Genomic DNA, 14,843 nt, shown 5'->3' with positions numbered 1-14,843 from the left:
GAGGTTCGATCAGCCCAACACCCAGAGTGTCCGTGCGATGGCCACACCCAGAATCACGACAAAGCCCAACAACCCGACCGGCATGAACTCGCGGAACCCGAACACGATCGGTGCACCATGGGCATCTCGCAGTCGAGCGCGCTCGACCAGCGCCTGCGTCAACGGACCAGAAGTCGCGGCAGTCAGGAACAGGCTGCTGCCTGCACACACGGCCAGCGCCAGTCCGATGTAAATCGCCTCGGGTGACTGCTGGCGCGCCAGCACGTCAGCCACGTCCAACAGCGCTGCCATGCTCGGGCCGGCAGAGAACAACCCAGTCAGCACTGCGGCGGCCACCAGAAACAGCACCACCTGCGCGGTCGGCGAAAGCGTTGTGGCCGTCAGCAGATGGGCTGCCCGATCGAACAACCCCGTTTCACGGACCACGCCGACCATCAAGAACAGCGCCAGCAGAAACAGCACCGCCTCAACGTCCACCGAGCGACGCAGCGCGGCCTCCCCCTCGCGCCAGCGGGCCATCAGCGCCAGTCCCGCCCCGAACCAAGCCACCAATTCCGGGCTGAGCCCCCACGAGGCCGGCGCAACCAGCCAGCCAAGCAGCATCAGCAGCAGCGCCCCCAGACACGGCCAGAGCAGCCGCTGATCGACCTGCACACCTCGGTAAAGCTGGGCCAGCAGGACCAGGGTCAGCCGCTGACCCTGCGATGAAAACGGCACATCACGTGCAGGCCTGACCACCAGCAAGACGATGGCCAGCAACAACCCCACCGCCACCAGTGTCGGCGGCGCGGCCCCCATCAGATAGTCGCCAAAGTCCATCGCCCCGCGGCCCAGCAGCAGTACCGCGGGAAAGTCACCGATCGGCGTGGCGGCCCCGCCCAGATTGCACATCACCAGCATCAGCCCGAGCGTCCAGACCGCGTAGCGCTGCGTGACCCCGACCAGCGTGAACACCGTCAACAACACCGGCAACACGACCAGTAGCGCCGTCAGGTTGTTGACCACGCCAGACACGAGGTAGGTGCCTAGCGCGAACAGCACCATCACAGCCACCGGTCGGGCCCGGGCCAGCCGCGTGATCTGGACCGAAGCCAGTCCGAACAGCCGGCTCGCGGCCAGTCGCTCGGCAAACAGCCCCAACGCCACCAGAATCAGCAACACGTTCCACGGTACGCCCGCGAACAGTGCGGCCGTCGTCGTCAACCCCGCCCACGACGCCCCCGCACACGACAGCGCTGCCCCGGCCAGCACGATCATCAATCGATATGCCGGCCAGAGTGCCTGGGCCACGATCGCAGTGATCAACAGCAACGGAAATGCGATCGAGGCATAGGCGGTCATGCGCCGTCCACCAGATCCGTAAAACCCGCAACCTCGGTCGCCGAAAGCCAGCGCGGATAGACCAGCATCGGCACGCCAAGGATGTTCCAGCCCAACAGCGCCCGGAACTGCAACCGCACGTCCTCACCCGACACGCGCAACCACGAAGGCAGCACGAACGCCTGACTGCCGCTGCGACCATACACAAAGGTCATCAGCACGGAACGAGGGCCGGCCCAAGACTGGAATTCGGACAATCGAAGCAGTTCAACCCGACCTCGGTGATTGGCGACCACACGTGTCCAGTCGGGCTCCAGCGGGCTGGAACGCACCAGCCCGATACGCATCGTCGCCGGCAGCCGTGCAACCAGCACATCCATCCAACGCGCTTCGATGCCGACCACGACCACCCGTGCCGCCGTGTCCAGCACCGGCATCGCCCCTTCCAGCACCGGCACCGGCGGGCGGACGCCGTCGCACCACGCAGCACAGATGGCGTCCAGCACTGGCCACGTTCGACCCAGCGCATCCCGCAGCGCCAGCACCGCTGACGGCCCACCATCATGCGCGGCAGTCTCGGCAAACAGCCAGGCTGCCGACGCCATGCCCAACTCCGCCGCGGCGAGACGAAAGGCCTGATCAACAGGAAGTCCCACGTCAGACCTGCCTCGACCGCAGCACTTGCTCGATCAGCGACACCATGACCACATTGGCCAGCACATGCTGCGCTGGACCATCGGTCAGGCAGTCGACCATGGCGTCAAGGCGTGCAGCGTCGCCTCCCGCCAGCGCCCGCAATGCCATCGTCGGCAGGCGCAACGGATAGTCGCCTTCTTCGACGGCATCGGAGAGGTGCGGGGGCAATCGCATCGGCACCGGCATGCCGGTGTCCTCGCTCACGGACAGCGTCCCTGCGGCGTGCGGCGATGCCTCCAGCACACGCGCCAGCAACGCGATCAGCACATAGTTCGCCCCGCGGTGATGGATCGGGCCTTCGCCAATGAGGCAGCGCAGCACGAACGCGCGGTCGGCCGATTGAGGCACCAGAGGCGTCAGCAGGGCGTCCAGTCGCGGCGCATCCAAAAACGACAGCAGTTGCGAGGCGGGGACACCCGGCTTGGGCAACCTCGGGCCAGATGGATGGCCATGCGGGTGGTGGCGGTGGTGCGGAGGCGGCATGGCGGGCACTCTGCTAAGGACACCCTCTCGATTGTATAGAGCCCTGTGGCGCCATGGCCCCATGGAACCAGCGCATGCGTGGCCTGCCGCCCGTCATGGTTCCAGCGACAGGCCGTTGTCGGCCATCCATTCCCTGGCGGCACGAAACGCCTCGATCGCGGCCGGTGCGCCCGCATACGGCCCGACGTGCAGCAACACCTCGCGCAGCTCCTGCAGCGTCGCGCCGTTGTTCATCGCGCCACGCAGGTGGCCCTTCAGCTCCTGGCTGCGGCCCAGCGCGGCCAGCATCGCCACGGTGCACAGGCTGCGCTGCTTCAGCTCCAGCCCCTCGCGCAGCCAGGTCGATCCCCAGGCGTGTTCATTGACCCAGGCCTGCAGCGGACGCGAGAAATCATCCGCCTGCGCCAGCGCGCGGTCGACGAACACATCGCCCATCACCTGCCGGCGGCGCTGCTCGCCGGGATGCCGCGGAACACCCGTTTCAGATTCGGATCCAGATGCGGATCCAGATTCATATTCAGAAGAGGACATGGTGAAGGCGGGATGAGGGTAGATCAAACCGGAAGTATGCCGACCTTGCGTCCGCACACCAGCGTGGTCCAATGGGGTGACACAACAGGCGCCCCATCACCATGCTCGACGACGACGACGAAAAGACCGTGATCGACTCCAAGGGCCTGCGCTACAAGAGCAAGTCCGCTGGATCGCCCTTTGGCGGCAAGGGCGCGTTTGTCGGCGGCACCATGTCCTGCCTGCTGTGCGGCAAGCACCGTCCGCAGGCCATGCTCAAGAGCAAGCAGGTGCTGGGCCGGCCGCAGAAGGTGTGCGCGCCGAGCTGCAAGGCGCTGGACGAGCTGCTGGCGCAGGCGCGCTGAGGCATGCGCAGCGCCACACCACACCCCGATCAGGCCACCACATTCCGGTTCCGCAACACATCGATCTGCGCCACGTCATAGCCGAGGCCCTCCAGCAGCGCGGCCGTGTGCTCGCCGAGTCGGGGCGGATGGAGCCGGACACCGAGCCGCTCGCCCTCCATCGTGATCGGGAACAGCGTGGCCTTGACGGTCTGTCCGGCACGCTCGCCGTCCGGCAGCACCATGTCGGCCAGCCCGCCAGTGGCCAGCAGATGCGGGTCGTCCAGCAGGTCTTCCGGCCGGCGGATCGGCGCGAACGGCAGACCGGCCCGCTCCATGGTCGCCGACAGCTCCGCCGCGCTGCGCTGCGCCAGACGCTCGCGCAGTGCGGGCATCAGCGTCGGCCGCGCCCGCACACGCTGGTTGTTCAGCGCCAGCGCGGGATCGGCCTTCAGATCGTCGAAGCCAAGCGCGTCACAGAACGTCGCCCACTGCGCATCGCTCACCGCCGCCAGGAAGATCTGCTCACCATCCTTCACCGTGAACACGTCGTAGATCGCCCAGGGGCTTTCACGGGCCGGCATCGGTGCAGCGGGCTTGCCGGTCATCGCGTACTGCAGCATGTGCTGGCCGACGAGGAAGACGTTGTTCTCGTAGAGCGCCGACTGCACCTCCATGCCACGCCCGGTGATGCCGCGCTGGATCAGTGCGCCCAGCACGCCGATCGCCCCGAACATGCCGCCCATGATGTCGTTGACGCTGGTGCCGGCGCGCAGCGGGTCGCCCGGCCGGCCGGTCATGTAGGCCAGGCCGCCCATCATCTGCACCACCTCGTCGAGCGCCGTGCGGTGGTCATACGGGCCGGGCAGGAAGCCCTTGTGGCTGGCATAGATCAGGCGCGGGTTGACCTGGCTGAGCGCGGCGTAGTCGAGGCCGTACTTGCCCATCGTGCCGGGCTTGAAGTTCTCGGCGACGACATCCGCGCTGGCGGCGAGCCGGCGCGCCACCTCGGCACCCTCCGGATGGTGCAGGTCGATCGCGATGCTCTTCTTGTTGCGGTTGAACATCGGGAAGAAGCCTGCACCCGCGCCGAGCAGCCGCCGCGTGCGGTCGCCGTCGATCGGCTCGATCTTGATGACCTCGGCGCCCATGTCGGCGAGCACCATGCCGCAGGTCGGGCCCATGACCATGTGGGTGAACTCGACAACGCGCAGGCCGGCGAGGGGTTGGGGCGGGGTGTGGTTCGTCATCGGTCACTCAAGTTCGCGGCGTGGCACCCGATGGACCCGGCATGACACCACGCCCCTCGCACGCCGACCGATCAGCTGTGGATGTAGCTTTCCAGCTGTGCGATCACGAACTGCTGCTCCGAGATGATCTCCTTGACCAGGTCACCGATCGAGATCAGGCCGACCAGCGCGCCCTTGTCCATCACCGGCAGGTGGCGCAGGCGCTTGTCGGTCATCAGCGCCATGCATTCCTGCGTGGTGGTGGCCGGGGTCACGAACATCACGTCCGGCGTCATCACCTCGCGGATCGGCGTGCCGGTGGACGTGCGGCCACGGACCTCCACCTTGTGGGCATAGTCCCGCTCGGTGAAGATGCCCAGGATGCGTCCGTCCTCGACGATCAGCAGCGAGCCAATGCGCTGGCTGGCCATCAGCTCGATCGCTTCGCGCACGGAGGCCTCCGGCGGTACGGTGTGGACGGCGTGGCTGGGTTTGGACAGCAGGATCTGGGCGACAGTGTTCATGTGGATTCCCCTTCGGAGTGCTGGGAGTGCTGGGCGTGCTGAATCTGCGAAATGTAGCGCCGACTCTGGTGGTCGACGATGCGATCTTCGCGCAGAACCGTCGTGTCCGCCTGATGGACTTTCCTAGTAGGCCACTGCGGATCCCTGTCTGATGGCGCAGTTCCCCCAGGGTTACCGCCAGATCGAGCAACGCGGCAACGCAGGCGAGCGGCGCTTGCTGCAGCAGCTGAAACGGTGCCTGGACGACACGCACACCGTCTGGCACGACGTGCCGATCGGCCCGCGCGCCCGGCAGCCGGATGTCGTCGTCCTCGGGCCGCGGCTGGGTCTGCTGCTGCTGGAGGTGAAGGACTGGCGCTGCAGCACCCTGCAGCACGCCACACGCGACTCCGTCGGCTTGCACACCACGCGCGGCCTGGTCGCCGACCACCACCCGCTGCGCCAGGCCCGCGACCACGCGATGGAACTGGTCGACCTGGTGCAGCGCGACCCGGCGCTGGTCCACGACGACGGCCCGCACCGCAGCCGGCTGCTGTTTCCCTATGGCTGGGGGGCCGTGCTCTCCGGGATGCGGCGCAGCGAGGTGGCGCAGCGTCCGGGCTTCGACGCCGTGTTCCCCCCGGCACAGACCCTGCTGCGCGACGATCTGGACGACAGCGTCGATCCGGACACCTTCCAGCAGCGGCTGCGCGGCCTGTTCACCGTCCACTACCCGCACACGCTCACCGCCACGCAGCGCGACCGCATCCGCTGGCACCTGTTCCCCGAACTCCGGCTGAACGCCGATCCGGTCACCACGGACCCGGCCGCCACCGAGCCCGCGCCAGTCCCGGACCTGCTGCAGGTGATGGACCTGCCGCAGGAGCAGATCGCCCGCCGGCTGGGCAGCGGCCACCGCGTGGTCCACGGCGTCGCCGGCTCGGGCAAGACGGTGGTGCTGGTGCTGCGCGCGCAGATGCTGGCCGCTGCGGCGACGGTGGAGCATCCCGTGCTGGTGCTCTGCTACAACCGCGCGCTGGCCGATCGGCTGGACATGCTGATCCGCCAGCGTCCCGTCGGCGAGCGGGTGCAGGTGCGCACCTTCCACCGCTGGTGCCAGGAACTGGCGCGGCGACACGGCCTGGACGTCGCGGCCGCGCCGGGCAGCGAGGCGTTCTACGCCGAACTGCCGCGCGTCGTCGCCCAGGCGCTCGCCGATGGCCGGATTCCGTCGGGGGGCTGCAGCGCCGTGCTGATCGACGAAGCCCACGACTTCGACGACGACTGGCTGCGCACCGCCGCATGCATGGTCTCGCCGGACACGCGCAGCCTGCTGGTGCTCTACGACGACGCACAGTCGATCTACCAGCAGACGCGCCGGCGCTTCAGCTTCGCCAGCGTCGGCATCCAGGCGCAGGGCCGCACCAGCGTGCTGCGGCTGAACTACCGCAACACCGCCGAAGTGCTGGCGCTGGCGATGGCCTGCGCCCGCGAGCGGCTGCGCCCCGAAGGCACGCCGCCGCCACGACCGGACGAGGAGATCCCGACCCTCACCCCCGCCACCTCCGGCCGCCACGGCCCGAAGCCGGTGCTGTTCACCGCCCGTGACGAGGCCGACGAAGCCGAGCAGATCGCCGGGCACATCCAGGCTGGCCGCGCCCGCGGCCTGGCGTGGAGCGAGATCGCCGTGCTCTGCCGCACGCGGGCCCAGATGGCCCCGATCGCGCAGGCGCTGCAGCGGCGCGGCTGGCCCGTGACGTCGATGGGGGCCTCGGACTTCCGCCGCGTCGACTGGCAGCAGCCGAGCATCCGGCTGCTGACCCTGCACAGCGCCAAGGGACTGGAGTTCGCGCTGGTACTGGTCGCCGGGCTGCAGGCGCTGCCGTGGCCCGGTGAGTCGCTCGATGACGCGATGCGGTTGCTGTACGTGGCCATGACACGGGCCACGCAGGCGCTGGTGCTGTCGGCGTGTGGATCCTCGCCGGTGGTGGAGCGGGTGCAGCAGGCGCTGTTGCAGCAGAACACACCAGACCCGCACCCAGCCGGCCGTCAGGCGACGGTGTCGTCGCCGATGAGGATCCGCGTGTCGCTGGCATAGCGGTGGGGCGGGATCTCCAGGTTGGTCGGGGCCGGCTTGTTCTTGTAGACCCGCCCGGCGCCGTCGAAGGTCGAGCCGTGGCACGGACAGAAGAAGCCACCGGGCCAGTCGGCGGGCAGGCTGGGATTGGCCGTGCCTTTCGGCACCGCGGTCGGCGAACAGCCCAGGTGGGTGCAGATGCCGATGGCCACGAAGACCTCCGGCCGGATGGCCCGTGCTGGGTTCTTCGCGTAAGCCGGCTGCTGGGTCTGTGCAGAACCGGGGTCGGCCAGTTCGGCGTCGTGGCCTTGCAGCGCGGCGAGCATCTCCGGCGTGCGCCGCACCACCCAGACAGGCTTGCCACGCCACTCGGCGGTCTTGGCCCCACCGGGCGGGAGGTCGGCAATGTCGACCTCGACCGGCCCGCCGGCCGCCTTGGCACGCTCGCTCGGGGCAAAGCTCGACACCAGCGGAAATGCCGTGGCCACCGCGGCGACACCACTGGCGACGGCCGTCGCCGCCAGCCAGACGCGACGCTCCGGGTCGCTCGGCAGGGCAAGGGAAGGGACACCGGGGGGTGCGTGGTTCATCGTGGGCTCCTGGTCAGGGTGTCGTGCATACCCATACCAGTATCAAGATGCATGCCAGCGTGCAGAACCCGGCGCAGCGCCCGGGCTGCACTGCGGCACCGGCCGCCTGGCCTGTCGCCGTGCCAGGCGACCTGTCTGCCATGGCTGCCAACCAGGACTGCCAACACTGCCATTATTGGCAGTCCATGCCCCAGGCTGGCAGTCTTCCTGGGGGCTGCGCATCCTGCATTGCCTACCGCCGCCAGTTCAGCCCGCATGCCTCGGTCGTGGGGCGGACCTGCCACGCGGTGTCCCACCACCTCAGCGCGCACGGGTCCTAGAGCTTGCACCCCAATCATTGCTGCACCGCAGCAAAACACTTGCATCCCGCTGCGATCGCCCTATACTGCATTCCATGCTGCGGTGCAGCAAAACAATTCAAACCCTTTCTGGAGCTTCACCATGACGATCAACACTGAACAACTGGCCGCTGCAAACAAAGCCAATCTGGACACGCTGGTCGAGCTGACCCAGAAGGCCTTCGCCAGCATCGAGAAGCTGGTCGAACTGAACATGCAAGCCGCCCGTGAATCGATGGAGCAATCCGCCGAGCAAGCCAAGGCCGTGCTGACCGTCAAGGGTCCGCAAGAGCTGGCCGCTCTGCAACAGGATTTCCTGAAGCCGGCGCAAGACAAGGCCATGGCCTATGGCCGCCAGGTCTACGACATCGCCACCTCGACCCAAGCCGAAGTGCAGAAGGTGGCAGAAGCCCAGATCGCCGCCGCCAAGACCCAGTTCAGCACGCTGGTCGAAGAAGCCACCAAGAACGCTCCGCAGGGCAGCGAAGCCGCCATGGCCATGGTCAAGACTGCCATGACCAACGCTTCGACCGCGTTCGAAAGCGTGCAGAAGGCAGCCCAGCAAGCCACCAACCTGGCCGAAACCAATCTGAAGAACCTCGGCGAAACCGCCGAGAAGGCCACCAAGGCCGCTGTCAAGCGCCGCGCCTGATCATCAGTCGCTGCGAAGCGATCTGAGGTTCTGAAACAGTTGTCTCCTCGGTGCCTGCTCTGCAGGGATCGATTCAAGCCCGGCCTCGGCCGGGCTTTTTTTCGTCTGTGCCGGGGCTGTTACCGGGGCGGGTCACACTGCGGGCGCTGATGATCCCAATCGACGGAGACGCCCACATGCCCTGGACCCCTGCCCCCACCCGCTACGACGCCATGCCCTACCGCCTGTGCGGGCGCAGCGGCCTGAAGCTGCCCGCGCTCTCGATGGGCCTGTGGCACAACTTCGGCGACACGACGCCGATCCACCTGCAGCGCGAGATGGTGACCACCGCCTTCGACCTGGGCATCACCCACTTCGACCTCGCCAACAACTACGGCCCGCCCTACGGCAGCGCCGAGACGAATTTCGGCCGGCTCCTGCGCGAAGACCTCAAGCCCTACCGCGACGAGCTGGTGATCTCCAGCAAGGCCGGCTGGGACATGTGGCCCGGCCCTTACGGACAGGGCGGCGGCTCGCGCAAGTACGTGCTGGCCAGCCTCGACCAGAGCCTCAAGCGCCTGGGCACCGACTACGTGGACATCTTCTACTCGCACCGCTTCGACGCCGAGACGCCGCTGGAGGAAACCGCCGGCGCACTGGCCACCGCCGTGCAGCAGGGCAAGGCGCTGTACGTCGGCATCTCGTCGTACTCGCCCGGCAAGACGGCCGAGATGGCCCGGCTGCTGCGCGAGCGCCAGGTGCCGCTGCTGATCCACCAGCCGAGCTACAACCTGCTGAACCGGCTGATCGAGCGCGGCTTGCTGGACACACTGGCGGCGGAGGGCATGGGCTGCATCACCTTCACCGCGCTGGCGCAGGGCGTGCTGTCGGACAAGTACCTGAACGGCATCCCGGCAGAAGCCCGCATCAACCGCCCAGGTGGCGGCTCGCTGCCGCGTGACCACCTGTCGGCGGAAAACCTCGCCAAGGTGCGTGCGCTGAACGGCATCGCGCAGCGGCGGGGCCAGTCACTGGCGCAGATGGCGCTGGCCTGGGTGCTGCGCGATCCGCGGGTGACGACGACGCTGATCGGCGCCAGCAGCGTGGCGCAGATCCGCGAGAACGTCGCCGCACTGCAGAACCTGGCGTTCACGGCCGAGGAGCTTGCCGAGATCGACCACCACGCCAGCGAGGGCGGGGTCGACCTGTGGCGCGCGCCGAGCAGCGACTGGGTCTGACGCTGCGGCGGACCGATCAGAGGAAACCGAGGCCCGCATTCGCCGCCGTGGCGAAGCGGGTCACGTTGGGCAGCACGGTCGGCAGGTTCGCCGCCGACACGCCGAACCAGGTCGCCAGCGTCGCTGCATAGCGGTCCACCGAGGTGGTCGGCACCAGCCGTCCCTGGCCCAGGTCTTCCGGACCGCCGAGCGCCACCGTCGGCCAGCTGCCGTAGAGCTTGTTGCCCTTGACCGCACCGCCCAGGATGAAGTGGTGGCCGCCCCAACCGTGGTCGGAGCCGCGGCCGTTGGACTGCAAGCCGCGCCCGAAGTCCGACGCGGTGAAGGTGGTCACGCTGTTGGCCACGCCCATCTCGACCGTGGCCGCGTAGAACGCCGCCATCGCATCGGACAGCTCGCCCAGCCGCAGCGCCTGGTTCTCGACCAGCATGTCGTGGAAGTCGTAGCCGCCCTGCGAGACGAAGTAGACCTGCCGCTTGTGGCCCAGCAGGTTGCGGGCCGAGATCAGGCGCGCCACCATGCGCAGCTGCGCCGCCAGCCCACCCGCCGGGAAGACCGTGGAGACGGCTGGGGCGGAAGCCAGTGCGCTCTTGGCGACCTGACCAGTGGCGATGGCCCGGGCACCCACGGTGTTGTAGGCCTGCTCCAGCATGTGGGTGCGCGGCTGGGTGATCAGCGTGTTCATCGCGGCGGCCATCTCGGCGTTGTAGCGCCAGTGGGAGGAATCCATCGTGTCGATGACCACCGGGCCTTTGTTGGTCACCTGGTACTGCACCACCGAGTTGCCGGCCTGGATCAGGTTGTTGCCCCCCATGGACATGCACATCGACACGGCCGATCCCGGGTTGTACACGCTCGACGTCAGGTCGGCGACACGGCCCAGCCAGCCCGTGGCCGAGCCCTTGGTCGGCAGACCGGATTGCCAGGACGCCTGCTGGTCCGAGTGCGAGAACAGGCCCAGCGGCGTCTGCACCGACCTGTTCTTGTACTGGGCCAGCGTGGTGGGATAGGCCAGCGTGCCGACGTTGGCCATCAGCGCACACTGGCCGGCGTCCACCAGCGGCTTGAGCGTGGCGAACGCCGGGTTCAGGCCCAGCTGCGGACCGGTGTAACCGGCGAGGTTGAGCTGCAGCAATGTGGACTGCGGCAGCGCGATCGCCGACCGGGCGGCCTCGTACTTGGCATAAGCGGCGTTTTCGTACGGGACGATGGTGTTGCTCTGGTCGTTGCCGCCGAACAGGAAGATGCAGACCAGCGCCTTGTAGTCGGTGGCGGTCTGGGCAGCGACTTCGCCCATGGTGCCCAGGGTCGCGGCGAAGGGGGTGCCGGCGTAGGCGGTGGCGAGGGCGGCCCGGCGCAGGAAATCCCGACGGGCCAGTTGCTTGTGCAGATAGGTCATGGCGTTGTCCGTCGAATCTCAGCGTTGAACCACGTATTCCGGCGAGGTCATCACCAGGAACACGGCCTGCCAGACACGCAGCTTGCGTGCGTTGGGCAGCGTCACGGGCAGCGTGTTCATCACGTTGGTGATGGTCTGCTTCATGCCGTCGCTCATCTGGCCGGCCATCAGCTCGATGTTGAGGCGACTCAGCAGCGTCTCGGCGTTGTCGGCGATGGCTTCATAGGCGGCGTATTTCGGCAGGATCTTGCCGCCGAAGCCCCGCTCGCTGGCGTAGGACATGAAGTTGCTGTAACCCGTCAGCGTGGTCTCGTGGGTGATCTGGAATTCCGGGGCGGTCAGGCCCGCGGCCAGGATCGGCCCCGGCGGCGCGTAGTCCGGCCGGAAGTAGTTGAAGACACTCGGCGAGCGCTGCGGGTTCTGGCCGAGGCTGGTCACCGGGTCTTCCAGATTCCAGATCGTCCAGACACCGTCGTTCGGCGTGGCGTTGAACGCGCGCAGCCAGTGCCCGAAGCGCAGCATCGGCTCGCGCAGCTTGCCGTAGGTGCTGTCGGTCAGCTTGGTGTCGCTGCGGGCCTCGGTGTCGAGCAGGATCGCCTTGATCACCGCACCCAGGTCGCCTCGCACGCCCTTGCCGTTGTTGGCCCACACCGCGGCGATCCGGCCGACGTAGGCGCGGCTCGGGTTGCTGGTGACGAAGCGCTTGATGAGCTGCTCGCTCATGAACGGCGCGACGTTCGGGTGGTTGGCCAGCGTGTCGAGGGCGATCTTCAGCGAGGCCGGACCATTGGTGCCCGCGGGGATGACCACGCCATCGATGATGTCCTTCTGGCTGGTCGAGGTGATCGCCGGGTTGTTCATCATCGGCGCGTTCCAGGCACGCACGCCGTTGAACGTCCAGCCGGTGAAGACCTTGGCCATGCCCATCACCTCGGGGATGCCGTAGGTGGGGATCGGATTGCCGCTGGCGTCGAGCTTGCGGGAGCCGTCCTGGTTGAGCTGCCACAGGCCGATGCTGAAGAGCTGCATCACCTCGCGCGCATAGTTTTCGTCCGGCAGGCGCCCGGTGCGGGTATCTTCCTTCTGGTTGTTCATGTGCGAGAGGTAGATCCCCATCGCCGGGCTCAGCGACACCTCTTCCAGCAGTTGCCGGTAGTTGCCGAAGGCGTTGCGGGCCAGCAGGTCGTGGTAAGCGGCATGCGCTGCGGCGTCCGTGTCGAGGCCGCTGTTGACCGCGCTGGTGACGAAGATCTCGGACAGCGCGAAGGTCATGCGCTGGCGCAACTGGTCGGAGCCGGTGGCGGCCTGGGACCAGAAGCTTTCCATGAAGGCGTTGATGTGCTCGGAAGTGCCCAGCGGACCCTTCATCGCCACGTAGTCGAAGTGGCTCGGTGTGGTCAGCGGCTTGGCGAGTTGCTCGTTCACCCAGGCGGTCGGCGTCATCGCCGAGACGCGGGCAATCTCGGTGGCCGTCGCGCCCCAGGTCGCCTGGTTGAGCAGACGGGCGGCCTGCTTCTGGGCGGTGGTCAGCGGCGCCGGGTTGGGCGTGGTCGGCGGGATCAGCACCGTCGAGGCGGTGGTGTAGCAGGCCTTCTTCTTGCCGAAGGCGGGATCCTTGCCAAAGGCTGGGCTCCTGCAGTCCTGGCTGCCCGTGGCGTAGCGGAACAGCCACTTGTTGCCCACCCCGTAGGCCACGCGGCGTGTTCCCGTGAAGCGGCAGGTTCCCCACTCAGCCGCGCACGGGGTGCTGGTGTAAGCCACCCCGCCGATGAGGAAGGTGGGGGCCGTGGTCTGCGCCTCCGAAGAAGGGCTGAACAGGCTGGTCAGGGCCATCAGGGCCCCCGCGGCCCAGGAAGAAAGTCGGCCGATTTGCCGGGGTCGTTGCAACACGATCTGCTCCGTCCTAAAAAGGGAGCCGCTCGCTGGCGGCTGGTATTCGCATTTTCGGCAACGACTTGTGACAATTGCGTAACCGATGGTCAACGCTATCCGATCTGACCCCCTTCTTTCGGGGGTTCGTTCACGTTTCGTGATGGAATACCTGAGATTGAAGGGTCGCTCACCACGGTGCGATCAAGAGATGGTGCCAACCGGGCTGGGTCTGTGCTGCACCACGCGAGCACCTCATCCAGCGCCCCGAGCAGCCGCTGCACATCCTCATCCGTCGTCGCCGGGCACACCAGCAGCATGTTGTGGAACGGTGTGATCAGCACGCCGCGGTTCAGCAGCGCGAGGTGGATCAGGTGCTCCAGCGCATCGTCGAACGCCACCGCCGCCTCGGCCCCGTTGCGCGGCGGCGTGGTGCGGAACTGGAACTCGGCCCGCACGCCCAGTTGCGTCACGCACCACGGCAGCCCGTGGCGGGCGATCACCGCGCGCAGCCCGTCGGCCAGCCGGCCCGCCCGCGCCAGCATCGGGGCGTAGACGGCCTCGGTCATCAGCTCGTCCAGCGTGGCGCGCATCGCGGCCATCGCCAGCAGGTTGCCGCTGAGCGTGGTGCCGATGCCGGAGTGGCCGGGCGGCGCGGCGCGCTTGGCCCGCATGGCGCGTTCGGCCCACTCGGCGCTGAAGCCATAGACCGCGCACGGCACGCCGCCGCCCACCGGCTTGCCCAGCACCAGCGCGTCCGGCTGCAGCCCGTGGGCGCGGGTGTAGCCGCCGGGGCCGCAACTGATGGTGTGCGTCTCGTCGAGCACCAGCGCGGCGCCGTGCTGGCGGATCAGCGCCTGCGCCGCGGCCCAGAAACCGGGCGCGGGCAGCACCATCCCGATGTTCGTCATCGCCGGCTCGGCCAGCACACACGCCACGTCCCCCGGCGCCAGCGCCGCCTCCAGCGCGGCCAGATCGTTGAACGGCACGACGCGGGTGTGGGCGGTGAGGTCGTGCACCTGCCCGAGCAGGCTGGCGCGCACCGCCGGGCGGCCGTCCACCAGGTCGACGAACACATCGTCCACCGTGCCGTGGTAGCAGCCATCGAACACGACCAGCTTCGTCCGCCCGCTGGCGGCGCGCAGCCAGCGCAGCACGAAGCGGTTGGCGTCGGTGGCGCTCATCGCGAACTGCCAGTGCGGCAGCCCGAAGCGCTCGGCCAGCCGCTCGCCGACCACGGCCGCGTCCTCGCTGGCGAGCATCGCGGTGTAGCCCTCGCCCGCCTGCCGCACCAGCGCGCGGGCCACCGGCGCCGGCGCGTGGCCGAACATCGCGCCGGTGTCGCCGAGGCAGAAGTCGCTCAGCTCATGCCCGTCCACGTCGGTCAGCCGCGCGCCGCGGGCCTGGGCGACGTGCAGCGCGAAGGGCGTGCCCCAGTCGGTCATCCAGTGCAGCGGGACGCCGAAGAGCAGGTGCTGCGCGGCGCGCTCGGACAGGGCGCGTGAGCGCGGGTTGCGGGCGAGGAAGGTGGCGCGCTCCGCGGCGGCGAGAGAAGCGAGTGCGGTGGACATCGGCAGTCTCCGGTTAAAGCCAGGTCAAACCCGGCGCATGCGTCC

At 68.1% G+C, this 14,843-nt stretch carries 14 protein-coding genes; 4 read left to right on the top strand and 10 right to left on the bottom strand.

Going from position 1 to position 14,843, the window contains the following annotated elements; translation table 11 throughout:
* Nucleotides 1-9: 9 nt before the first annotated feature.
* The 4 genes from U5O44_RS11855 to U5O44_RS11840 form a co-directional block, all read right to left on the bottom strand.
* Nucleotides 10-1,341, bottom strand: coding sequence for an SLC13 family permease (locus tag U5O44_RS11855; RefSeq protein ID WP_322588683.1), 1,332 nt, complete (start codon nucleotides 1,339-1,341; stop codon nucleotides 10-12).
* The gene (locus U5O44_RS11850) at nucleotides 1,338-1,925 is read right to left on the bottom strand and encodes a hypothetical protein (RefSeq protein ID WP_322588682.1); all 588 of its coding nucleotides are present in this window, start codon (nucleotides 1,923-1,925) and stop codon (nucleotides 1,338-1,340) included. The genes U5O44_RS11855 and U5O44_RS11850 overlap by 4 nt, the downstream gene beginning before the upstream one ends.
* A 52-nt stretch (nucleotides 1,926-1,977) precedes the next feature.
* Complete coding sequence (locus U5O44_RS11845; protein ID WP_322588681.1) at nucleotides 1,978-2,499, bottom strand: hypothetical protein; 522 nt, start codon at nucleotides 2,497-2,499, stop codon at nucleotides 1,978-1,980.
* A gap of 93 nt (nucleotides 2,500-2,592) precedes the next feature.
* On the bottom strand, nucleotides 2,593-2,934 hold the full coding sequence (locus tag U5O44_RS11840) for a carboxymuconolactone decarboxylase family protein (RefSeq protein ID WP_322590481.1): 342 nt from the start codon (nucleotides 2,932-2,934) through the stop codon (nucleotides 2,593-2,595).
* Nucleotides 2,935-3,131: 197 nt separating this feature from the next.
* On the opposite strand from U5O44_RS11840, the gene U5O44_RS11835 reads away from it, so the two are divergent.
* Complete coding sequence (locus tag U5O44_RS11835) at nucleotides 3,132-3,374, top strand: hypothetical protein (RefSeq protein WP_322588680.1); 243 nt, start codon at nucleotides 3,132-3,134, stop codon at nucleotides 3,372-3,374.
* A 29-nt stretch (nucleotides 3,375-3,403) separates the two neighbouring features.
* On the opposite strand, the gene U5O44_RS11830 is transcribed toward U5O44_RS11835, so the two are convergent.
* Both U5O44_RS11830 and U5O44_RS11825 read right to left on the bottom strand, forming a co-directional pair.
* Nucleotides 3,404-4,603, bottom strand: a complete 1,200-nt coding sequence (locus tag U5O44_RS11830; RefSeq protein WP_322588679.1) for a CaiB/BaiF CoA transferase family protein — start codon at nucleotides 4,601-4,603, stop codon at nucleotides 3,404-3,406.
* A 71-nt stretch (nucleotides 4,604-4,674) separates the two neighbouring features.
* On the bottom strand, nucleotides 4,675-5,106 hold the full coding sequence (locus U5O44_RS11825) for a CBS domain-containing protein (protein ID WP_322588678.1): 432 nt from the start codon (nucleotides 5,104-5,106) through the stop codon (nucleotides 4,675-4,677).
* Nucleotides 5,107-5,257: 151 nt separating this feature from the next.
* Here U5O44_RS11825 and U5O44_RS11820 point away from each other — a divergent pair, with 151 nt between their 5' ends.
* On the top strand, nucleotides 5,258-7,183 hold the full coding sequence (locus tag U5O44_RS11820) for a 3'-5' exonuclease (protein WP_322588677.1): 1,926 nt from the start codon (nucleotides 5,258-5,260) through the stop codon (nucleotides 7,181-7,183).
* On the opposite strand, the gene petA is transcribed toward U5O44_RS11820, so the two are convergent.
* Complete coding sequence (gene petA / locus U5O44_RS11815) at nucleotides 7,135-7,752, bottom strand: ubiquinol-cytochrome c reductase iron-sulfur subunit (protein WP_322588676.1); 618 nt, start codon at nucleotides 7,750-7,752, stop codon at nucleotides 7,135-7,137. The genes U5O44_RS11820 and petA overlap by 49 nt on opposite strands.
* Before the next feature lie 441 nt (nucleotides 7,753-8,193).
* Here petA and U5O44_RS11810 point away from each other — a divergent pair, with 441 nt between their 5' ends.
* A complete protein-coding gene (locus tag U5O44_RS11810) occupies nucleotides 8,194-8,742 on the top strand; it encodes a phasin family protein (protein ID WP_322588675.1) in 549 nt (182 codons plus the stop codon).
* A 176-nt stretch (nucleotides 8,743-8,918) separates the two neighbouring features.
* Entirely contained in the window at nucleotides 8,919-9,959 is a 1,041-nt protein-coding gene (mgrA, locus tag U5O44_RS11805) for an L-glyceraldehyde 3-phosphate reductase (RefSeq protein WP_322588674.1), read from the top strand.
* A gap of 16 nt (nucleotides 9,960-9,975) precedes the next feature.
* Here the strand turns inward: mgrA and U5O44_RS11800 are convergent, their stop codons facing one another.
* The 3 genes from U5O44_RS11800 to U5O44_RS11790 form a co-directional block, all read right to left on the bottom strand.
* Nucleotides 9,976-11,358 carry a DUF1501 domain-containing protein gene (locus tag U5O44_RS11800; protein ID WP_322588673.1) on the bottom strand — a complete coding sequence of 461 codons (1,383 nt, stop codon included), beginning with the start codon at nucleotides 11,356-11,358 and terminating at the stop codon, nucleotides 9,976-9,978.
* A gap of 18 nt (nucleotides 11,359-11,376) precedes the next feature.
* Nucleotides 11,377-13,191 (bottom strand): DUF1800 domain-containing protein, encoded by a 1,815-nt coding sequence (locus tag U5O44_RS11795; RefSeq protein WP_322588672.1) that lies wholly within the window; start codon nucleotides 13,189-13,191, stop codon nucleotides 11,377-11,379.
* A gap of 152 nt (nucleotides 13,192-13,343) precedes the next feature.
* Nucleotides 13,344-14,798, bottom strand: a complete 1,455-nt coding sequence (locus U5O44_RS11790; RefSeq protein ID WP_322588671.1) for an aspartate aminotransferase family protein — start codon at nucleotides 14,796-14,798, stop codon at nucleotides 13,344-13,346.
* Between the last annotated feature and the right edge of the window lie 45 nt (nucleotides 14,799-14,843).

The sequence above is a fragment of the Sphaerotilus sp. genome (assembly GCF_034519685.1).
GTDB lineage: Bacteria > Pseudomonadota > Gammaproteobacteria > Burkholderiales > Burkholderiaceae_C > Sphaerotilus.
Note: the sequence above shows the minus strand (reverse complement) of the source record. Positions and strands in the feature narration are given on the sequence as shown.